19 protein-coding genes and 5 tRNA genes are annotated in these 19661 nt (G+C 70.5%); 8 read left to right on the top strand and 16 right to left on the bottom strand.

Going from position 1 to position 19661, the window contains the following annotated elements:
• Positions 1 to 99 precede the first annotated feature (99 nt).
• From rpmB to J3486_RS32245, 3 genes are all read left to right on the top strand, one after another.
• The gene (rpmB, locus tag J3486_RS32255) at positions 100 to 285 is read left to right on the top strand and encodes a 50S ribosomal protein L28 (protein ID WP_003957616.1); all 186 of its coding nucleotides are present in this window, start codon (positions 100 to 102) and stop codon (positions 283 to 285) included.
• A 210-nt stretch (positions 286 to 495) separates the two neighbouring features.
• Positions 496 to 3510: a BTAD domain-containing putative transcriptional regulator gene (locus J3486_RS32250; RefSeq protein ID WP_207826747.1), complete on the top strand. Its 3015-nt coding sequence runs from the start codon at positions 496 to 498 to the stop codon at positions 3508 to 3510.
• Between the two features lie 185 nt (positions 3511 to 3695).
• Positions 3696 to 5012, top strand: coding sequence for an FAD-dependent monooxygenase (locus tag J3486_RS32245; protein WP_229378955.1), 1317 nt, complete (start codon positions 3696 to 3698; stop codon positions 5010 to 5012).
• On the opposite strand, the gene thiD is transcribed toward J3486_RS32245, so the two are convergent.
• Together thiD and J3486_RS32235 are read right to left on the bottom strand one after the other, a co-directional pair.
• Positions 4958 to 5983: a bifunctional hydroxymethylpyrimidine kinase/phosphomethylpyrimidine kinase gene (gene thiD, locus J3486_RS32240; protein WP_307805023.1), complete on the bottom strand. Its 1026-nt coding sequence runs from the start codon at positions 5981 to 5983 to the stop codon at positions 4958 to 4960. The two genes, J3486_RS32245 and thiD, sit on opposite strands and share 55 nt — an antisense overlap.
• Positions 5980 to 6963: a thiamine-phosphate kinase gene (locus tag J3486_RS32235; RefSeq protein ID WP_207826745.1), complete on the bottom strand. Its 984-nt coding sequence runs from the start codon at positions 6961 to 6963 to the stop codon at positions 5980 to 5982. Before J3486_RS32235 ends, thiD begins: the two co-directional genes overlap by 4 nt.
• Before the next feature lie 668 nt (positions 6964 to 7631).
• Between J3486_RS32235 and J3486_RS32230 the strand changes: the two genes are divergently transcribed.
• Positions 7632 to 7865 (top strand): Lrp/AsnC ligand binding domain-containing protein, encoded by a 234-nt coding sequence (locus tag J3486_RS32230; protein ID WP_207826743.1) that lies wholly within the window; start codon positions 7632 to 7634, stop codon positions 7863 to 7865.
• 20 nt (positions 7866 to 7885) lie between these two features.
• Positions 7886 to 8383: a DUF3515 domain-containing protein gene (locus J3486_RS32225; RefSeq protein ID WP_207826741.1), complete on the top strand. Its 498-nt coding sequence runs from the start codon at positions 7886 to 7888 to the stop codon at positions 8381 to 8383.
• Between the two features lie 115 nt (positions 8384 to 8498).
• Here the strand turns inward: J3486_RS32225 and J3486_RS32220 are convergent, their stop codons facing one another.
• The 3 genes from J3486_RS32220 to J3486_RS32210 form a co-directional block, all read right to left on the bottom strand.
• Positions 8499 to 9665: a D-alanine--D-alanine ligase family protein gene (locus J3486_RS32220; RefSeq protein ID WP_207826739.1), complete on the bottom strand. Its 1167-nt coding sequence runs from the start codon at positions 9663 to 9665 to the stop codon at positions 8499 to 8501.
• A 92-nt stretch (positions 9666 to 9757) separates the two neighbouring features.
• Positions 9758 to 10771, bottom strand: coding sequence for an NAD(P)H-dependent glycerol-3-phosphate dehydrogenase (locus J3486_RS32215; protein ID WP_207826737.1), 1014 nt, complete (start codon positions 10769 to 10771; stop codon positions 9758 to 9760).
• On the bottom strand, positions 10768 to 11646 hold the full coding sequence (locus J3486_RS32210; protein WP_207826735.1) for a 1-acyl-sn-glycerol-3-phosphate acyltransferase: 879 nt from the start codon (positions 11644 to 11646) through the stop codon (positions 10768 to 10770). Before J3486_RS32210 ends, J3486_RS32215 begins: the two co-directional genes overlap by 4 nt.
• 135 nt (positions 11647 to 11781) lie before the next feature.
• On the opposite strand from J3486_RS32210, the gene cofC reads away from it, so the two are divergent.
• Both cofC and J3486_RS32200 read left to right on the top strand, forming a co-directional pair.
• On the top strand, positions 11782 to 12429 hold the full coding sequence (gene cofC, locus J3486_RS32205; protein WP_207826733.1) for a 2-phospho-L-lactate guanylyltransferase: 648 nt from the start codon (positions 11782 to 11784) through the stop codon (positions 12427 to 12429).
• A gap of 98 nt (positions 12430 to 12527) precedes the next feature.
• On the top strand, positions 12528 to 12731 hold the full coding sequence (locus J3486_RS32200) for a hypothetical protein (RefSeq protein ID WP_207826731.1): 204 nt from the start codon (positions 12528 to 12530) through the stop codon (positions 12729 to 12731).
• Between the two features lie 183 nt (positions 12732 to 12914).
• Here J3486_RS32200 and J3486_RS32195 read toward each other — a convergent pair whose 3' ends face one another.
• The 4 genes from J3486_RS32195 to leuC form a co-directional block, all read right to left on the bottom strand.
• Positions 12915 to 13601, bottom strand: coding sequence for an HU family DNA-binding protein (locus J3486_RS32195; RefSeq protein ID WP_207826729.1), 687 nt, complete (start codon positions 13599 to 13601; stop codon positions 12915 to 12917).
• Between the two features lie 132 nt (positions 13602 to 13733).
• Positions 13734 to 13973 (bottom strand): hypothetical protein, encoded by a 240-nt coding sequence (locus tag J3486_RS32190; protein WP_207826727.1) that lies wholly within the window; start codon positions 13971 to 13973, stop codon positions 13734 to 13736.
• A 365-nt stretch (positions 13974 to 14338) separates the two neighbouring features.
• On the bottom strand, positions 14339 to 14932 hold the full coding sequence (gene leuD / locus J3486_RS32185; RefSeq protein WP_207826718.1) for a 3-isopropylmalate dehydratase small subunit: 594 nt from the start codon (positions 14930 to 14932) through the stop codon (positions 14339 to 14341).
• Between the two features lie 6 nt (positions 14933 to 14938).
• Positions 14939 to 16375: a 3-isopropylmalate dehydratase large subunit gene (leuC, locus tag J3486_RS32180; RefSeq protein ID WP_207826716.1), complete on the bottom strand. Its 1437-nt coding sequence runs from the start codon at positions 16373 to 16375 to the stop codon at positions 14939 to 14941.
• Positions 16376 to 16567: 192 nt separating this feature from the next.
• On the opposite strand from leuC, the gene ndgR reads away from it, so the two are divergent.
• Positions 16568 to 17284 (top strand): IclR family transcriptional regulator NdgR, encoded by a 717-nt coding sequence (gene ndgR, locus J3486_RS32175; protein ID WP_010984119.1) that lies wholly within the window; start codon positions 16568 to 16570, stop codon positions 17282 to 17284.
• A gap of 155 nt (positions 17285 to 17439) precedes the next feature.
• Here ndgR and J3486_RS32170 read toward each other — a convergent pair.
• From J3486_RS32170 to J3486_RS32140, 7 genes are all read right to left on the bottom strand, one after another.
• Positions 17440 to 17512, bottom strand: a tRNA-Glu gene (locus J3486_RS32170).
• Positions 17513 to 17534: 22 nt separating this feature from the next.
• Positions 17535 to 17606, bottom strand: a tRNA-Gln gene (locus J3486_RS32165).
• A 37-nt stretch (positions 17607 to 17643) separates the two neighbouring features.
• A tRNA-Glu gene (locus J3486_RS32160) sits at positions 17644 to 17716 on the bottom strand.
• Positions 17717 to 17778: 62 nt separating this feature from the next.
• Positions 17779 to 17851: transfer RNA gene (locus tag J3486_RS32155), tRNA-Glu, on the bottom strand.
• 42 nt (positions 17852 to 17893) lie between these two features.
• Positions 17894 to 17965: transfer RNA gene (locus J3486_RS32150), tRNA-Gln, on the bottom strand.
• 90 nt (positions 17966 to 18055) lie between these two features.
• Positions 18056 to 18775: an HAD family hydrolase gene (locus J3486_RS32145; protein ID WP_207826714.1), complete on the bottom strand. Its 720-nt coding sequence runs from the start codon at positions 18773 to 18775 to the stop codon at positions 18056 to 18058.
• Between the two features lie 122 nt (positions 18776 to 18897).
• Entirely contained in the window at positions 18898 to 19566 is a 669-nt protein-coding gene (locus tag J3486_RS32140; RefSeq protein WP_207826712.1) for a DUF4241 domain-containing protein, read from the bottom strand.
• Positions 19567 to 19661: the final 95 nt, after the last annotated feature.

Raw genomic sequence — 19661 nt, 5'->3', positions numbered from 1 at the left:
TCGGGCCGTCCCCTGGCACCGCCACTCAGATCCCTTTCGATCTCGATCCCGGCATGCCGGGATTAACCGTAAGTGCATCTGAAGTCTTTGGAGTGACCCGTGGCTGCCAACTGCGACGTCTGCGGCAAGGGGCCGGGCTTCGGCAACAACATTTCGCACTCGCACCGCCGTACGTCTCGACGCTGGAACCCGAACATCCAGCGTGTGCGTGCCGTGGTCGGGCGGACGCCGAAGCGGCTCAACGTCTGCACCTCGTGCATCAAGGCCGGCAAGGTCTCGCGCTGACGTTACGCGTAGCGCGGCCACCTCGCTGGTTGCTTGAAGAAGCCGGTCCCCTCGGGGACCGGCTTCTTCGTTTTCCGGGACGGGCCCACGGACCAGGAAAGATCCGCCGCGTCCACCGCGTCCGTCTCGCCCTCATCCCCCACATCACCCGTAACCGTCGTATCCGCCATCCCGTCCACGACTGTCAGTGGCGGCTGCCAGACTCTGCGCATGCGGTTCGGCATCCTCGGCCCTCTCGACGTACGGGCCCATGACGGCAGCCCTCTGGATCCCGGAGGGCCGCGGCCGCGCGCCCTGCTGACCCTGCTGCTCCTGGACGCGGGCCGGACCGTCTCGGCGGAGCGCCTGATCGACGGCCTGTACGGCGAGAATCCACCGGCCGGTGCGGCGAACGCACTGCAGTCGCAGATCTCACGGCTGCGCAAGCGCCTGGACCTGGAGATCGAGGCAGGTCCCGCGGGATATCGCCTCGCGGTGGATCCGGACGGCGTGGATCTGCACCGCTTCGAGCGGCTGGCCCGCGAGGGCAGGCAGGCGCTGACCGACGGAGACCCTGCGCGCGCCCGCGCCCTGCTGCGCGAGGGCCTCGGCCTGTGGCGCGGCCCGGCCCCCGCCGACCTGCCGCGCCTGGACGAGCTGCGGCTCGGTGCCGCGCAGGACCGGATCGAGGCGGACCTGGCCCTGGGCGGCGGCGCGGACCTGATCGCGGAGGTGCGGCAGCTGCTCGCGCTGCATCCCCTCAGTGAGCGCCTGTACGGCCTGCTGATGCGCGCGCTGCATACGGCCGGCCGGTCCGCCGAGGCGCTGCAGGTCTACGAAGAGGCGCGGCACACGCTGGCCGACGAGCTGGGAGTCGATCCGTCAGCGGAGCTCTCGGCGCTTCACCTGGAGCTGTTGCAGGGCCAGGAGCCCAGGCGGCAGCACGGGGTGCCCGCCCAGCTGACCCGTTTCGTGGGCCGGGCCGACGAGCTGACCAGGATCGACGGGCTTCTCACCGAGGCGCGACTGGTGACCCTGACCGGCCCCGGTGGCGCGGGCAAGACCCGGCTCGGCGTCGAGGCGGCCCGCTCCCGCTCGGACGTCTGTTATGTGGAGCTGGCTCCCCTCACCGAGGGGGCCAGGATCCCGTACGCGATCCTCACCGCGCTCGGTGCGCGCGAAGGGCTGCGCGGATCCCAGGGTTCGGACGCCACGGAGCGTCTCGTAGCCGCGCTGGAGAGCCGTGAGCTGCTGCTGGTGCTCGACAACTGTGAGCATGTGATCAACGACGCGGCCAAGGTGGCGGGCCTCCTGCTGGCCACCTGCCCCGGCCTGCGGATCCTGGCGACGAGCCGGGAGGGGCTCGGCATCACCGGCGAGGTGCTGTGCCCGGTGCCCCCGCTCGCCGCAGGCCCGGCGGCCCAGCTGTTCCGGGACCGGGCGGCGGCCGTGCGGCCGGACTTCGAGACGCACGACCACGCGCCCGTGGCGGCGATCGACGGCATCTGCGCCGCCCTCGACGGGCTGCCCCTCGCGATCGAGCTGGCCGCGGCACGGCTGCGCACGCTCACGGTCGAGGAGCTGGCGGAACGGCTCGGCGACCGGTTCCGTGTCCTGTCACGCGGGGACCGCACGAAGGCGCCGCGGCACCGCACGCTGCGGGCCGTCGTCGAGTGGAGCTGGGAGCTGCTCGACGACGAGGAGCGCGACCTGGCGTGCCGGATGACGGTGTTCGCCGGCAGCGGTGTGTCCGGCGCCGCGACGCTGGAGGCGGTGGAGCGGGTGTGCGGCATCCCGTACCCGGAGGACCTGCTCGCCTCGCTCACCGAGAAGTCGTTCCTGGAGGCGGCCGACGGTCGCTATCGGATGCTGGAGACGATTCGCGCCTTCTGCGCGGAGCAGTTGCCGGACGACGTCCTCACGGAGCTGCGGGACAGGCACGCCGCCTACTTCCTGCGCCTCGCGGAAGAGGCCGAGCCGCAGCTGCGCAGCCATGGCCAGCTCCCCTGGCTGGCACGGCTCTCCGCCGAGCAGGGCAATCTGGATGCGGCCCTGCGCCACCTCATCGAGGCCGCGCCCCGGGACGGGCTGCGCCTGATGGCCGCTCTGTCGTGGTTCTGGCGGCTGCACGGCCTCGCGGGCGAGCGGGTGCCCCTGGCCCGCGAGCTGCTCGACGCCGTGGGTCCGACGCCGCCGCCCGGCCTGGAGGAGGAGTACGCGCTGTGCGGCCTGAACTCCGTGATGTCCCAGGCGGCGGACGAGGACGAGGCCCGGCTCGCGCGCGCGGACCTCGTCCTGGCCACGATCGACCGACAGTTGCGCCTTCCCTTCACCGTGGTGCTGTGGACGTTGGCGGTCGGCCCCGAGCGGTCGCGGGACGAGCGGGTGCGCGCCCAGGTCGGCGACGACCCGTGGGGCCGGGCGCTGCTCAGCGTCGGACTCGGGTTCCAGGAGCAGTTCGCGGGTCGTCCCGCCGCGTCGGAGGCGCTGTTCACCGAGGCTCTGGCGGGTTTCCGGGAGGCCGGGGACCGCTGGGGCATGGCCAACTCCCTGGATCAGCTGGGCATGTTCGCTGACTGGCGCGGGGAGCGGACGCGCGCGCTGGAACTTCTCGACGAGGCGCTCGGCCATGTGCGGGAGCTGGCGGCGCCGGAGGAGACCGCCGACCTGCTGTGCAGGCGCGGCACCGTGCTGCTGCGCAGCCGGCGCTACGAGGAGGCGACCGCCGATTTCACCCGGGCCTGCGAACTCGCCCGCGCCGCGGGCGCCCCCGAGAAGATGGCGGGCGCCTACTGGGGCATGGGCGACGCGGCCCGGCTCGCCGGCGACCGGGCCCGTGCGCGGGAGCACTACGAGACGGCGCTGGAGACGAGCGCCCGGTCCTGGTACAGCGTGGGTCAGACGGTGCACGTCTTCCTCGGCCTGGGACGCACGGCGCTCGCCGAGGGGCGTACGGAGGAAGCCGACGACTGGTTCCGGCAGGCCCGCATCCTCTCCACGGGCGACGCACCGCTGGGGCTCGAACTCGCGGTGGTGGCCGAGGCGTTGGCGTCCCGGGCCGAGGAGCTCGAGCAGGCGGCGCTCCTGCTCGGCGCGGCATCGGCACTGCGCGGCCGGCTGATCGAGGACGACCCGGACGTCACTCCGCTCGAACAACGGCTCCGGCGGATGCTGGCGCCCGAGGTGTTCAAGAAGGCCTTCGAGCTGGGCGGGACCCTCCGCGAGGCGGCTATCACGGGTCCGTGAGCCGGCCGACGGCCCCCGGCTCTCTGCGGCCCGCCCCGGTTCTCGCCCGCTCTCGCCTGCTCTCACCTGCTCTCACCTGCTCTCACCTGCTCTCACCTGCACGAACGTGGCGCGGTCAGCGGGCGGTAAGCCACGGTCAGGGAGTGGTCAGCGAACGGTAAGCGCCCGGCCGCAAGCTCACTGCCATGACGAAGCAGACGCACACCGACACCACCGCGACCGACACCGCCACCGCCACCGCCACCGCCACCGAGACCACTGGCGCCGACTCGCTCGCCCACCTCGACGTCCTGGTCTCCGGCGCCAGCATCGCCGGACCCGCGATCGCCTTCTGGCTCTCCCGCCAGGGCGCCCGCGTCACCGTCGTCGAGAAGGCACCGGCCCTGCGCGAGGGCGGTTTCGCCGTCGACTTCCGCGGCCACGTCCACCGCACGGTGCTGGGCCGCATGGGCATCTGGGAGGACCTGCACCGGATCCAGACCGACATGGGTCGCCAGACGATCGTGAACGTGGACGACACCGACCGCGTGGACCTGCCCGCGTATCTGATGAGCGGCGACATCGAGGTGTTCCGCGGCGACCTCTCCAAGCTCCTGTACGAGCGCACGAAGGACACCGTCGAGTACGTCTTCGGCGACTCGATCGCCTCGCTCACCGAGACCGGCACGGGCGTCGACGTCACTTTCGACCGCGGCCCCTCCCGCACCTTCGACCTCGTCGTCGGCGCGGACGGACTGCACTCGAACACCCGCCGGCTCGCCTTTGGCGACGAGGCGCAGTACCTGCGCTTCTTCGGCTACTACGTCGCCGGGTTCGACATGCCCAACCACCTGGGCCTGGACCGCACGGCCCGGCTGTACACCGAGCCCGGCCGCACCGCGATGATCAGCAACTACGACGGCGACCCCGAGCGGGCCGGCGCGGGCGTCGTCTTCGAGTCGGAGCAGCTCACGTACGACCGCAAGGACCTGGCCCAGCAGAAGAAGATCGTGGCCGACAAACTGCGGGGCATGGCCTGGCCGCACGTCGAGGAGATGACCGCCGCCCTCGACGCCGCGGAGGACCTGTACTTCGACGCGATCGCCCAGATCCACGTCGACCGGCTCTCCAAGGGCCGTGTGGTGCTGCTCGGCGACGCGGGATACGGCGCCACCATGGGCGGCATAGGCACCGGTACGGCACTGGTGTCGGCGTACGTCCTGGCGGGTGAGCTGGTGGCGGCGCGGGGTGACCACCGCACCGCGTTCGCGGGCTTCGAGGCGGAGATCACGAAGTACGCGAAGGGCTGCCAGAAGATATCCGGGAACGCGGGCCCGTTCTTCGCCCCACCGACGGAGAAGAAGATCCGCAGCCGCGACCGCGCGTACCGGATGCTCAGCTCACGCTTCCTGGCGGGCTTCTTCAAGCGCCTCACCGAGAAGGCCGCGAGCAATCTGACGCTGAAGGACTACGACCTGGCCGGGGAAGCGGCATCCTCCGCCGACACGAACCGCCAGCCGTGATCCACGGGCCCGATGCCGCCACCCAGCGCGAACCCGGCGGCGATCGCCCCGGTCACGTACTCCTTCGCCGCCCGTACGGCCTCGGGCACCGACTGCCCCTTTGCCAACTGCGCCGCGATCGCGGAGGCGAGAGTGCAGCCCGTGCCGTGCGTGTGCCGGTTGTCGTGGCGCGGGGCGCGCAGCCAGTGCTCCTCGGACCCGTCCGTGAGCAGATCCACGGCCTCCACGGAACCGCCCGCCGAACCGGAGGAGAAGCCATACCCGCCCTGCCCCTCGTGACCACCCGGACCGCCAGGACCACCCGGGCCGTCATGCCCACCCGGACCACCAGGACTACCCGGGCCGTCATTCCCATCCGGACCGCCCAGACCACCCGAACCGTCATGCCCACCCAGACCGCCCTGCCCATCTCGACCAGAGCTGGAGTTCAGATGACCGCCCTTGATGACCACCCATCGCGGACCGAAGGCGAGCACGGCCGTCGCGGCCCTGCGCATGTCGGCCTCCGACTCGACCTGGACGCCGGTGAGTTGGGCCACCTCGTCGAGGTTCGGGGTCGCGACCGTGGCGGTGGGCAGCAGCTTGGTGCGGACGGCGTCCAGGGCCGAGGCGGCAAGCAGCGTGTCCCCGTGCTTGGACACGCCGACCGGGTCGATCACGACAGGGGCCTCGGTCCCGGCGAGCAACTCGGCCACGCACTCCACGAGTTCGGGCGAGGAGAGCATCCCCGTCTTGACGGCCTGCACGCCGATGTCGTCGACGACACTGCGGTACTGGGCGCGCACCGCTTCCACCGGCAGCTCCCAAGCCCCTTGCACACCGAGGGAGTTCTGCGCGGTGACGGCGGTGACGACGCTCATGCCGTGCGTGCCGAGCGCCAGCATGGTCTTGAGGTCAGCCTGGATCCCCGCGCCGCCCCCGGAGTCGGACCCGGCGACGGTCAGCACCCTGACCGGGGCGGCGCCGCTCACGCCTCGATCTCCCCGTCGGAAAGGCCGTCCCCGAAGTGGTCCCAGCCTCCCTTGCTGGTCCAGGGGGCGCCGTCGACGGTGACCTGGGGCAGGGCCGAGGGATTGAGCACCTCGCCGATCACCTTCCAGCGGGCCGGCAGCTTCACGTCGGGCGGGAAGGTGGCCACGATCGCGTGGTCCTCTCCCCCGGTCAGCACCCACTGGAGCGGGTCGACGCCGACGGCCTGCCCGATGTCGTTCATCTGGGAGGGCACGTCGACCTTGCCGGACTTGATGTCGATCCGGACCTTGCTGGCCTCGGCGATGTGGCCCAGGTCGGCGATGAGCCCGTCGCTCACGTCGCACATGGCGGTGGCGCCGAGCCCGGCCGCGGCGGGGCCCGCGTGGTACGGCGGCTCGGGCCTGCGGTGCGCCTCCACGAAGGCGCGCGGCGAGCGGAAGCCCCGGGAGAGCACGGCGTACCCGGCCGCGGACCAGCCGAGCCAGCCGGTGACGGCGACGACGTCACCGGGCTGGGCGCCGGCGCGGGTCACCGGCTCGTGGTTGCGTAGGTCTCCGAGGGCGGTGATGGCGATGGTGATCGTGTCACCGCGCACCACATCGCCGCCGACCACGGCGGCGCCGGCGACCTGGCACTCGTCGCGCAGCCCGTCCATCAGTTCCGAGGGCCAGGAGGCGGGGAGTTCCGCGGGCACCACGAGGCCGAGCAGCAGCGCGGTGGGCACGGCGCCCATGGCGGCGATGTCGGCGAGGTTCTGCGCGGCGGCCTTGCGGCCGACGTCGTACGCCGTGGACCAGTCGCGCCTGAAGTGCCGGTTCTCCAGCAGGACGTCCGTACTGGCCACGACCCTGCGGTCCGGCGCCGCGACCACGGCGGCGTCGTCCCCCGGGCCGATCCGTACGGCCGGAGTGGTGGTGAGCCGGGAGGTCAGCTCTCTGATGAGGCCGAACTCCCCCAGCTCGCCGACAGTGCCCTTCATGCGCGTGCTGCCCTTTCTGTTCCGACCGGTTCCCGGCCGACCGGTTTCCGGTCCCGGTCCGGCTGTGCCCCGGCCCGCTCACCGTCCCGGAGTATCCCTACAACGCCCATCCTTGCGACGGCCACCCCTGCACCGACCGTCCTCGCACCGACTGTCTTCGCACCACCCGTCCTCGCACCGACCACCCCCGCGGCGACCGCTCCCGCGACAGGGGTCCGCACACCGCCCGCACCCGCCCGCACCTGCTCCGGGCACCCCTGCGACAACCGGTCCCGCTCCCCGGCGACGTCGTCCCCGGGAACACCGTCGACCGCATCCACACCCACGCCCACACTCACACCCACGTCCACACCCGCACCCGCACCCGCACCCGCACCCGCACCCGCACCCGCACAAGCGACGACGTCGCCCTCGCCCGCATCCCCCGATCGCGCGCGGTCGCGGGCCGTCCGGGTCATGGGTACGGTTTTTGTCACGGGTGCGCCCGTGAACCCATCGACGGACCTGCGCATGGGCCCCGCTGTGGACCCACATGCGCTCGCACGCGTGCTCGGCCGGTGGTCGCCGAGTGCGCCACAGCCACCCCGGGTCTCCCCGCGACGAGCGGCGACGCGATACCGTGGCGTCCCTTCTCCCCACATGATCCTCGTGGCCGCCCTGGAGGTTCCGTGGTACAGGCGTACATCCTGATCCAGACCGAAGTAGGCAAGGCGTCGACCGTCGCCGAGCTGATCGGAAAGATTCAAGGAGTCATCCAGGCCGAGGACGTCACCGGCCCCTACGACGTGATCGTGCGCGCGCAAGCGGACACCGTCGACGAACTCGGTCGCATGGTGGTCGCCAAGGTCCAGCAGGTGGACGGCATCACGCGCACCCTGACCTGCCCGGTCGTCCACTTGTAGCCCCCGTCTACCCTGTGCCGGTGAACTCTTTCCGTCACCGGCGCCGTTTCGTCATCGGGTTGCCCGCGCTGTCCGTGCTGATCGCCTCGGCAGCGGGTTGTTCTGCAACGGACGACGCTCCCAAGGCTGCGGTTCCCACACCGAAGGCGTCCGTCACGAAGCTGTGCCGGAACCTGGACAAGGTGCTGCCGCAGAAGGTCGACGGACTTGAGCGCAACGATCCCGAACCGAGTTCCGAGCTCACCGCGGCATGGGGAAGCCCCGCGATCATACTGCGCTGCGGCGTGCCGTGGCCCGACGCGGCGGCCAAGGCCGACAGCAACCCGGCGACCGTCGACGGTGTGGAGTGGATCGTCGAGGAACTCGACAGCGGTGCGCAGCAGATGACGACGGGCAGCCGCCTCGCCTACGTCGAGGTGACGATTCCCAAGGATCTGGTGGCCAAGGTCGGCGCCGGCCCCCTGGTCGATCTGGCCAAGCCCATCAAGAAGGCGATCCCCAAGGGGATCGCCGACTAGAACCTGTCAGGGCGTGCCCCCGGTGGGCGTGCCCCCTGTGGGCGTGCCCCCTGTGGGGATGGCCCCTGTGGGGGCCCGGCCTGCCCTCCGGGGAAGCGAAGGGCAGGGAGGAGTCCTACCGCAGACCCGTGGAGCGGCGCAGTGCCGCCTGCAGCAGCTGGTCGATCAGCTCCGGGTAGCTGACGCCGCTCTCCTGCCACATCCGCGGGTACATCGAGATGGGCGTGAAGCCGGGCAGGGTGTTGATCTCGTTGATCACGAACTCGCCGTCCTCGGTGAGGAAGAAGTCCGCGCGCACGATGCCCTCGCAGGACACGGCCTCGAAGGCCGCGACGGCGAGCCGCTGCACCTCGGCCGTCTGCTCGTCGGTCAGCGGGGCGGGCACGATACCGTCCGCCGAGTCGATGTACTTGGCCTCGAAGTCGTAGAAGTCGTGGGCCTGCACCGGCGGGATCTCGGCCGGCACCGAGGCGCGCGGCCCGTCCTCGAACTCCAGGACGCCGCACTCGATCTCGCGCCCGACGATGCCCGCCTCGACGATGACCTTCGGGTCGTGGACGCGCGCCGTCTCCATCGCCTCGTCGAGCCCGTCGAAGGAGTCGACCTTGGTGATGCCGATCGACGAACCGGCCCGCGCGGGCTTCACGAACAGCGGCCAGCCGTGCTCGCCCACGAAGTCGGCGATGCGCCGCCGGGCGCCTTCCTGGTCCCGCTCCCACTCGCGCGGGCGGACCACCACGTACGGACCGACCTTCAGGCCGAAGGAGGTGAAGATCCGCTTCATGTACTCCTTGTCCTGGCCGACGGCCGAGGAGAGCACACCACAGCCCACGTACGGCGTCCCGGACAGGTCCAGGAGCCCCTGGATCGTGCCGTCCTCGCCGTACGGGCCGTGCAGGACCGGGAAGACGACGTCGACGTCGCCGAGGGCCTTGGGCACGGAGCCGGGCTCGTTGTAGACGACCTCGCGGGTGGACGGGTCGACCGGGAGCACCACGCCGCCCTCGGGCGACTCGGCGAGATCGTCGACGTCCGGCACCTTGCGGTCGGCGATCGCCATCCGCTCGGGGTCGTCCGCCGTCAGCGCCCAACGCCCCTCGCGCGTGATGCCGATCGGCAGCACGTCGTACTTGGAGCGGTCGATGGCACGCAGCACGGCACCCGCCGTGACGACGGAGACGCCGTGCTCGGAGCTGCGACCACCGAAGACGACGGCCACACGCGGCTTCTGCCCGCGCGCAGAGGCGGATACGGGGCTCTGGGGGAGGTTCTCGCTGCTCATATCGCGTTGAGCGTACCTGCTGGTAGTACGAGAGTCAGCGCCCGCGGAGCCCGATCCGCGCCACTGTCACTCAGCCGCCGTCCGGCCGTCGCTCAGCGTCGCTCGGGCTTGGCGGAGCGCGACATGAGCTCCTTCACGGCGACGACCGGCGGCTTGCCCTCGTGCACGATCGCGACGACGGTCTCCGTGATCGGCATGTCGACCCCGTGCCGGCGCGCGAGGGCCAGCACCGACTCGCAGGACTTGACGCCCTCGGCGGTCTGCTTGGTGACCGCGATGGTCTCCTCCAGCGTCATGCCCTTGCCGAGGTTGGTGCCGAAGGTGTGGTTGCGCGACAGCGGCGAGGAGCAGGTCGCCACCAGGTCTCCGAGCCCGGCGAGGCCGGAGAAGGTGAGCGGGTCCGCGCCCATCGCGAGGCCGAGCCGCATCGTCTCCGCGAGCCCGCGCGTGATGAGCGAGCCCTTCGTGTTGTCGCCGAGGCCCATGCCGTCCGCGATGCCGACGGCGAGCCCGATGACGTTCTTGACGGCGCCGCCGAGCTCGCAGCCGACCACGTCGCTCTCGGTGTACGGCCTGAAGTACGGGGTGTGGCAGGCGACTTGGAGGCGCCGCGCCACATCCTCGTCGCGGCAGGCGACGACCGCGGCGGCCGGCTGGCGTGCCGCGATCTCCCGCGCGAGGTTGGGTCCTGTGACGACCGCGATCCGGTCCTCGCCGACCTTCGTGACGTCCTGGATCACCTCGCTCATGCGCATCGCCGAGCCGAGCTCGACGCCCTTCATCAGCGAGACGAGGACGGTGTCGGGGGCGAGCAGCGGCGTCCAGTCGGCGAGGTTGGCGCGCAGCGTCTGCGACGGCACGGCGAGCACCGTGAAGTCGGCGTCGGCCGCGGCCTCGGCGGCGTCGGACGTGGCCCGCACGTTCGCGGGGAGTTCCACGCCGGGCAGGTAATCCGGGTTCGTACGCGTGGAGTTGACCGCTTCGGCGAGTTCCGGACGGCGGCCCCACAGCGTGACGTCGCACCCCGCGTCCGCGAGGACCATGCCGAACGCCGTGCCCCAGGAGCCGGTTCCGAAAACGGCGGCCTTGACGGGTCGGGTCGTCACTTGGCGCTCTCCTCGGTGGTGCCTCCGGACGCCGAACTCCCGCCGTCCGCCTGCGACCTGACCTCGCTCTGCACGGAAGCGGAATCGGCCCCGGACCCAGCCCCGGAGTCGGACCCGGACCCGGAATCGGTCCCGGAGTTGCCGCCCCGCAGCTTGCGGCGCTGCTCGATACGGGCCTCGCGCGGGTCGTAACGCTTCCGCGGGGCCGTCTCACCGCGCAGTTCCTCCACCTCGGCCGTGATCGCGGTCATGATGACCTCGGTCACCTCCTTGAGGAGTTCCGGAGTGATCTCCTTGTCGTAGTACGCCGACAAGTCGACAGGTTCACCGGCGAGCACATGGTGCGTCTTGCGCGGGAAGAAGTCCGGCTTCTTCGCATACGGCGGCAGTGCGTCGGTGGCGCCCCACTGCCCGACGGGAATCACCGGGCACTTCGTCTGCAGGGCGACGCGGGCGACGCCCGTCTTTCCGGTCATCGGCCACAGTTGGGGATCGCGGGTCAGCGTTCCTTCGGGATAGAAGGCGACGCACTCACCGCGCTCCACGGCGTCGATGGCGGCACGGAAGGCGCTCAGCGCGTTCGTGGACTCGCGATAGACGGGAATCTGCCCGGTGCCACGCATCGCGGCGCCCACGAACCCCTTCTTGAAGAGGCCGTGCTTGGCGAGGAAACGCGGGACTCGTCCGGTGTTGTACTGAAAGTGCGCGTACAGGAACGGGTCCAGATGCGAATTGTGGTTGACCGCGGTGATAAAGCCGCCGTCGGCAGGAATGTTCTCCATTCCGCGCCAGTCCCGCTTGAACAGAACCACCAGTGGCGGTTTGCACAGGACCGCAGCGAAGCGGTACCAGAAGCCGATTCTGCGGCGGGACACTCGGACACCTTCCTCTAGGACCTTGCAGGCAGGGCCTGGCGGGCCGCACAAGTGTCGCCCCGGGCCACCGGTCTGTCGAGAACACCGTACGCCCGCCCGTCCGAGGTCACCTCATGCACAGGTCACAATAGGCGCGTGCAGTGGACCCTGGTGATACCGCTGAAACCCTTGGTGCGGGCAAAAAGCAGGCTCGCCCCCGCGGCCGGTGACGCCCTGCGCCCCGATCTGGCCCTGGCTTTCGCCCAGGACACCGTGGCCGCGGCCATGGCCTGTACGGCGGTACGAGATGTGGTGGTCGTCACGGACGACGGCCGCGCCGGCCGCGAACTGGCGGCGCTCGGCGCCCGGATCGTCCCCGACGCCCCTCAGGCGGGCCTCAACGCCGCTCTCGCGCACGGAGAGGCCGCTGTACGGGCCACGCGTCCGCAGGCCCCCGTGGCGGCCCTGAACGCCGATCTGCCCGCCCTGCGCCCCGCGGAATTGGCCCTCGTTCTCGCGTCGGCCGCCGCATTTCCCCGGGCATTTCTCCCCGATGCGGCCGGAATCGGCACCACTCTCTTGTCCGCGGCCCCCGGCGCGGAATTGCTCCCCGCATTCGGTACGGCCTCCCGCGCCCGCCACCGGGCCTCGGGCGCCGCGGAACTCCCCCTCGCGGGCGTCGACTCGGTCCGCCAGGACGTGGACACCGGCGGCGACCTGCGCGCCGCGCTCGCCCTGGGCGTCGGCCCGCACACGGCACGGGCCACGGCCGGACTCCTCCTCCTGGACCACAGCACGGACTGAGACCCGGCACGCGCTGGAACCCGGCACGACCCGGGACCCGGCACGGACTGGAACCCGGCACGACCCGGGACCCGGCACGGACTGAGTACGCTGCCTGCATGCAGGCCACCGCGTACACGTACGACCCCGATTCCCGCTCCGGCAGCGTCCTTCTGGACGACGGCACCCCGGTGCCGTTCAGCGCCCCCGCCTTCGACGCGGGCGGCCTGCGCCTGCTCCGCCCCGGTCAGCGGGTGCGTATCGAGGTCACGGGCGAGGGCGATGCGCGCGAGATCACACTCGTGACCCTGCAGACCTTCTGAACTCCCCCGTCGCCTCCCCCGTCGACTTCCCTGTCACAGCACCGCCGCGACACCGCCGCGAACACACCGCGGGCCGGGCTCCCCGAGGGGAGCCCGGCCCGGCGCGTGAGCAGTCTCGGGGCATACGCCCGAAACGGCGACAGAGACCAGCAGAAGCCGGCGCGAGCGACCTTCGAGAAGGTCTTACTTCTTGCGCGCGGTGGTCTTCTTGGCGGTGGTCTTGCGCGCGGTCGACTTCTTGGCGGGAGCCTTCTTGGCCGTGGCCTTCTTGGCGGGCGCCGTCTTCTTCGCGGTGGCCTTCTTGGCGGTGGCCGCCTTCTTGGCCGGAGCCGCCTTCTTCGCGGCCGCCGTGGTCTTCTTCGCCGTGGCGGTGGCCTTCTTGGCGGTGGTCTTCTTCGCGGTCGCCTTCTTGGCGGCGGCGGCCGTGGTCTTCTTCGCAGCGGCGGTGGTCTTCTTCGCCGGCGTGGCCTTCTTGGCGGCGGCCTTCTTCGCCGTCGTCTTCTTGGCCGCGGCCTTCTTGACCGTCGCCGAAGCACCGCCGGTCAGGCTGCCCTTGGGCGCCTTCTTGACCGCGACGTCGTTCTTCGGGAGCTTCTTCGAGCCCGCGACGAGGTCCTTGAAGCCCTGACCCGCACGGAAGCGCGGGACCGACGTCTTCTTGACCCGGACGCGCTCACCCGTCTGCGGGTTACGGGCGTAACGGGCCGGACGGTCGACCTTCTCGAACGAACCGAAGCCGGTGACCGAGACGCGGTCGCCGGCGACCACGGAACGGACGATGGCGTCGAGTACGGCATCGACGGCGTCAGCGGCCTGCTGACGGCCACCCACCTTGTCGGCAATCGCTTCTACGAGCTGCGCCTTGTTCACGTCTTCCCCTTCGGAGACATTGCCGGGGCGAATCTCTTTCGGCCCGGCTTTTTCGCACGTTAGGCAGATATATACCGCAAATCAAACACGAAACGGGCTAATCACCCTTGTGCCGCAACGAACTGGGCAGTCTCAGAGTTCCTCTTCAGAACGGGAGCCCTCGTCGAAGTCGTCGAGGTCCGCGCTGAATCGCTCCAGACGCCTTGCCGCAGCGGCGAGATCGTGTTTGGCCGCGGCCGTAATGGCCAGCAGCTTCCGGGTCAGCGCCATCCGTACGCCCTCCGGGACTTGCAGTGCACGCACTCGGGAGTGCGCTTCCTTGAGTTGGTCCGCGACTTCCGCGTACAGCTGGAGTTGGCCGTCGTGGTCCATGCACAGATTGTGCCATCTGGGGCGAGTTGTCGCCTCCGCAGGGGGTAACTCCCGCCCCACAAGGGGCTCCTGGGCCCTTCGGCGACACCCCCGCCCGGAGCGCCGCCGGGGCTCGCGTACCCCAGGAACACCCTTGGTATTCAAGGGAGTTGAGACACTCCGAAGACCACCCGTTCAGGTCAGCCGGAGGCGTCCGGAGCCGGACACGGAAGTACCCCCAACCGGTGCACGATTGGGGGTACCTGGCCTGTGGAAGTGGCCTGAATAAGCCTTGCCCGGCGACCGTTCGGACCGGGTTCAATCGGCTCGGGCGCGGCCAAACCGTTTTCGGGCCGCGATCAGGTCGCCTTCACGCCTCTCGGGGCTCAGACCTGCAGGGTCCGCGGCTTGAAAGAGGGGCGCTTCGCCTCGTAAGCGGCGATGTCCGACTCGTTCTGCAGCGTGATGCTGATGTCGTCGAGCCCGTTCAGCAGCCGCCAGCGGGAATTCTCATCCAGTTCGAAGGAAGCCGTGATGCCCTCGGCCCGCACTTCGCGCGCCTCCAGGTCGACCGTGATCTCGGCCTGCGGGTCGCCCTCCACGAGCTCCCACAGCGCGTCCACGACCTTCTGCTCCAGAACCACCGTGAGCAGGCCGTTCTTGAGGGAGTTGCCGCGGAAGATGTCCGCGAAGCGCGAGGAGATGACGGTCTTGAAGCCGTAGTTCTGCAGCGCCCACACGGCGTGCTCGCGCGAAGAGCCCGTACCGAAGTCGGGACCGGCGACCAGCACCGTGGCGCCCTCGCGCTCCGGCTTGTTGAGGACGAACTCGGGGTCCTTGCGCCAGGCCTCGAACAGACCGTCCTCGAACCCGTCCCGCGTCACCTTCTTGAGCCAGTGAGCAGGGATGATCTGGTCGGTGTCGACGTTGGAGCGGCGCAGCGGGACGGCCCGGCCGGTGTGCTTGGTGAATGCTTCCATGACTGATCAGACTCCAGCAGGCTTAGAGGCGGCGTGCGTCGATTCCGACAGGTCGGCGGGCGAGGCCAGATGGCCCAGCACGGCGGTGGCGGCGGCGACCTGGGGCGAGACCAGGTGCGTGCGGCCGCCCTTGCCCTGCCGGCCCTCGAAGTTGCGGTTGGACGTGGACGCGGAGCGCTCGCCGGGGGCGAGTTGGTCCGGGTTCATGCCCAGGCACATGGAGCAGCCCGCGTAGCGCCACTCGGCGCCGGCCTCCTTGAAGACCTTGTCCAGGCCCTCGGCGGCGGCCTGCAGGCCCACCCGCGCGGAGCCCGGCACGATCAGCGCCCGTACGCCGTCGGCGACTTTACGGCCCTTGAGGATCTCGGCGACGGCGCGCAGGTCCTCCATACGGCCATTGGTGCAGGAGCCTACGAAGACGGTGTCGACCTTGATGTCGCGCAGCGCCTGACCGGCCTCCAACCCCATGTACTCCAGGGCCTTTTCGGCGGCGAGCCGCTCCGAAGCGTCTTCGTACGAAGCCGGGTCGGGGACGCTCGCCGAAAGCGGCGCGCCCTGACCGGGGTTGGTGCCCCAGGTGACGAACGGGGACAGCTCCTCGGCCTTGATGAAGACCTCGGCGTCGAAGACCGCGTCGTCGTCCGACTTCAGCGTCTTCCAGTACGCGACGGCGGCGTCCCAGTCCTCGCCCTTCGGGGCGTGCTCACGGCCCTCCAGGTACGCGAACGTGGTCTCGTCCGGGGCGATCATGCCCGCGCGGGCACCGGCCTCGATCGACATGTTGCAGATGGTCATGCGGGCTTCCATCGACAGCTTCTCGATGGCGGAGCCGCGGTACTCCAGGACGTAGCCCTGGCCGCCGCCCGTGCCGATCTTCGCGATGATGGCGAGGATCAGGTCCTTGGCGGTGACGCCCTCGGGCAGGTCGCCGTCGACGGTGATGGCCATCGTCTTCGGGCGGGCCAGCGGCAGCGTCTGCGTGGCCAGCACGTGCTCGACCTGCGAGGTGCCGATGCCGAACGCCAGACCGCCGAAGGCGCCGTGCGTCGAGGTGTGCGAGTCGCCGCAGACGACCGTCATGCCCGGCTGCGTCAGGCCCAGCTGCGGGCCCACGACGTGCACGACGCCCTGCTCGACGTCGCCCAGCGAGTGCAGGCGGACACCGAACTCGGCGGCGTTCTTGCGCAGCGTCTCCAGCTGCACGCGCGAGACCGGGTCGGCGATCGGCTTGTCGATGTCGAGGGTCGGGGTGTTGTGATCCTCGGTGGCGATGGTGAGGTCGAGACGCCGCACCTGGCGACCGCTCTTCCGGAGACCGTCGAAGGCCTGCGGGCTGGTCACCTCGTGCAGCAGGTGCAGATCGATGAAGAGGAGGTCGGGCTCGCCCTCGGCGCGCCGGACGACGTGGTCGTCCCAGACCTTCTCCGCGAGTGTCCTACCCATCGCTTTCCCTCCGGCCGGCTTGAGGTGCGCCGGCCCAACTAGAGATTTCGGGATCGCCGACATCCGTACCCCTCGTACCGGACGTCAGCGGCCGGGCCCGTTCTGTTTCACGGGCCGGTGTGACATCCAGAGTGGCAAGTTCCTCAGGAAATTGAACTTGCGTTTCACAGAGTGAGACGGGAGTATCGACGCATGGACAACAGTAGCGGCGTCGGCGTTCTGGACAAGGCAGCCCTTGTTCTGAGCGCCCTGGAGTCCGGACCCGCGACCCTAGCTGGCCTTGTCGCGGCCACCGGATTGGCAAGACCCACAGCTCACCGCCTCGCGGTGGCCCTGGAGCACCACCGCATGGTGGCCCGTGACATGCAAGGCCGTTTCATTCTCGGCCCGCGCCTCGCGGAGCTCGCGGCGGCGGCCGGCGAGGACCGGCTGCTCGCGACGGCGGGACCGGTGCTCACGCACCTGCGGGACGTCACGGGCGAGAGCGCCCAGCTCTACCGCCGCCAGGGCGACATGCGCATCTGCGTCGCCGCGGCGGAGCGGCTGTCCGGACTGCGGGACACGGTTCCGGTCGGCTCGACGCTCACGATGAAGGCGGGCTCCTCCGCGCAGATCCTGATGGCCTGGGAGGAGCCGGAGCGCCTGCACCGCGGCCTCCAGGGCGCCCGCTTCACGGCGACGGCCCTGTCGGGCGTACGACGTCGCGGCTGGGCCCAGTCGATCGGTGAGCGCGAGCCGGGTGTCGCGTCCGTCTCGGCGCCCGTACGCGGGCCCTCCAACCGGGTCGTGGCCGCCGTCTCGGTCTCCGGTCCGATCGAGCGCCTGACCCGCCACCCGGGCCGCATGCACGCCCAGGCCGTCATCGACGCCGCGGGCCGCCTCTCCGAGGCACTGCGCCGCACGGGCTGATCCCCAACTCGCCCTGCCCCTCCACCACTTCCCGGCCGGTCGCTCCAACGCCGCAGCGACCGGCCGGACTTGTGCCGGACACCGCTCAACTCCTGCACCGCGCACACGAAAAGGGCCCCTCCCGACGCATCGGGAGGGGCCACAGATCGTTCGCGTACCCCCGACCGGATTCGAACCGGCGCTACCGCCTTGAGAGGGCGGCGTGCTAGGCCGCTACACAACGGGGGCGCTGATCACTTGCGTGATCAAGCTGGTCTACCAGGACTCGAACCTAGAATGACGGTACCAGAAACCGTAGTGTTGCCAATTACACCATAGACCACTGAAGTTCAAGACCTTGCGACCTGCGAACTCAGTCGTACCCCCGACCGGATTCGAACCGGCGCTACCGCCTTGAGAGGGCGGCGTGCTAGGCCGCTACACAACGGGGGCCTTAGCGATCCTGCATCGTGGTCGGCGGGAGCTACCCGTACCGTCCTCGCGGGAAGGATCTGTACCCCCGACCGGATTCGAACCGGCGCTACTGCCTTGAGAGGGCAGCGTGCTAGGCCGCTACACAACGGGGGCTTTGTGGACCTGGGATCCACGGTTGCAGATAAGCTCTGCGAGCTGGCCTACCAGGACTCGAACCTAGACTAACGGAACCAGAAACCGTCGTGCTGCCAATTACACCATAGGCCACCGTGACGCAATCCCCTGAGGGACTTTGTTCGGTTTGCGCTTTGGGGGTTCTGGCCTTTCGGCCCGTCCCCCGCGGCGACAGGAAGAACATTACCTGAAGGTGTCCGGCGCTCCAAAACGGGTATCCCCGGCCAGCAGCGAGGGCAGCTGATCAAGCCGCGTGATGCGGGTCAGCTCGGGGCGTCCGCCCAGCTCGGCGCGGTCGAGCCAGATACCGGCGAGACCCGCCTCGACGGCCCCGCGCGCGTCCGTGTCCGGCTGGTCACCGACGTAGGCGACCTCATGCGGTTCCAGGGCCAGCTCCTCGCAGACCGCGTGGAAGGCGGCGGCCTCCGGCTTGGCCACGCCCAGTTCCGCGGCGCACAGGACGGCCTCGAAGCGGTCCCGCACGCCGAGAACGCGCAGCTTGCGGTCCTGGTTGTGCAGCGAGGAGTTGGAGAGCACCGCGTGCCGGTGGCTGGCCGCGAGGGCGTCCAAGACGGGCAGGGTGTCGGGGAAGAGGGCCCAGGCCGCCTCGTAGTGCGCCAGGTAGCGGAAGAACCAGGCGTCCGCCTCGTCGTCCTCCAGCCCCCGCCCCACGAAGCTGCGCACCCGCTCCCTGCGCTGCTCCTCCCAGCCCAGCTCGCCCGACTCGAAGCGCGCCCAGTGCTCGCGGGTCCTGGCCTTCCAGAGCGCGAGGGCCTCGGCGGCGCTCCCGTAACCGCCGAGCAGGCCCTCCGCGGCGAGATGGGCCCGCATACCGGCGGTGTCGGCCCCGGCGTAGTCGAAAATGGTGTCGTCGATGTCCCAGACGATGGCGCGGATCGGCATGAGGCGACCGTAACCGCAGCGCCGCTCCCGGCTGGGGGGTTCGGGGGTCGTCCCCCGAAAAACGCAGTGTCGATGTCCCAGACGATGGCGAGCGCGGATCGGCGTGGGTGACCGTACGGCGGTCAGACCGTGGCCGGGTCCTCGATCACGAAGAAGTCCGTGACGAAGCAGGCCACCTCGCCGGCCGCGGTGCGGCCGATCCAGGTGGGGTACGCCCCGTCCCCCCAGCCGGAGCCGAACGCGGCCACCGTGTGGCCCGTGGACGGGGACGTGACCAGGTAGGGCCCGGGGGCGTGGTCGTGCTTCTCGAAGACGTCCCACAGGGGGCCCTCGTCGCCCTCGCACTCGGGGAAGGCGGCGTCGGACTCGGCGTCGTAGAAGCAGCCGGTGCCCGCGTCGACGCCGTAGCCGAAGTACTCGTCGTCGGCGAGGTCGGTCGCCTCCTGTCCGGTCTGGAGGGCGTGCTCCCAGGTGGCGACGGGTTCGTCGCGTATGACGAGGCGGGCCGCGGCCACGCGCTCGTGCGGCCGGTCGGCCGGGGGTTCGCCGGGGGTGACCAGCGTCGCGACGGCCGCGTCGACCCGGTAGCGGCCGGGCTCCACCGCGACCGAGAACGGCTCGCACTCGCCGGAGCCGAGCGCGATGAAGGGGTCACCGGCGACGACGTGCCCCGACGGCAGCCACAGCTCGCCGGCCACCCGGACGTCGACCGTGCCCACCTGGCCCGTTTCGAGCGTGAAGGTGTGTCCCGGGGTGAAGTAGCGCGCGTAGTCGCGGGCGGGCATCGGCATGGTGGCGCCTCTCAGGGAAGGTGATGTCAGCACCGTAGTGCCCGGCACCGACAACGCCCGAGGGGCGGCACCCGGATCCACCGGGTGCCGCCCCT

Origin of the sequence: Streptomyces sp. VRA16 Mangrove soil (assembly GCF_017377775.1) — a bacterium.
Taxonomy (GTDB): domain Bacteria; phylum Actinomycetota; class Actinomycetes; order Streptomycetales; family Streptomycetaceae; genus Streptomyces.
Note: the sequence above shows the minus strand (reverse complement) of the source record. Positions and strands in the feature narration are given on the sequence as shown.

Bases quoted from the DNA above. Each gene is read 5' to 3' on its own strand.
- J3486_RS32235 (WP_207826745.1), bottom strand. From the start codon at position 6,963: ATGAAGGGCACTGTCGGCGAGCTGGGGGAGTTCGGCCTCATCAGAGAG.
- leuC (WP_207826716.1), bottom strand. From the start codon at position 16,375: ATGGGTAGGACACTCGCGGAGAAGGTCTGGGACGACCACGTCGTCCGG.
- J3486_RS32245 (WP_229378955.1), top strand. From the start codon at position 3,696: ATGACGAAGCAGACGCACACCGACACCACCGCGACCGACACCGCCACC.
- J3486_RS32200 (WP_207826731.1), top strand. From the start codon at position 12,528: ATGCAGGCCACCGCGTACACGTACGACCCCGATTCCCGCTCCGGCAGC.
- J3486_RS32250 (WP_207826747.1), top strand. From the start codon at position 496: ATGCGGTTCGGCATCCTCGGCCCTCTCGACGTACGGGCCCATGACGGC.
- J3486_RS32145 (WP_207826714.1), bottom strand. From the start codon at position 18,775: ATGCCGATCCGCGCCATCGTCTGGGACATCGACGACACCATTTTCGAC.
- J3486_RS32190 (WP_207826727.1), bottom strand. From the start codon at position 13,973: ATGGACCACGACGGCCAACTCCAGCTGTACGCGGAAGTCGCGGACCAA.
- J3486_RS32220 (WP_207826739.1), bottom strand. From the start codon at position 9,665: ATGAGCAGCGAGAACCTCCCCCAGAGCCCCGTATCCGCCTCTGCGCGC.
- leuD (WP_207826718.1), bottom strand. From the start codon at position 14,932: ATGGAAGCATTCACCAAGCACACCGGCCGGGCCGTCCCGCTGCGCCGC.
- J3486_RS32140 (WP_207826712.1), bottom strand. From the start codon at position 19,566: ATGCCGATGCCCGCCCGCGACTACGCGCGCTACTTCACCCCGGGACAC.
- ndgR (WP_010984119.1), top strand. From the start codon at position 16,568: ATGGACAACAGTAGCGGCGTCGGCGTTCTGGACAAGGCAGCCCTTGTT.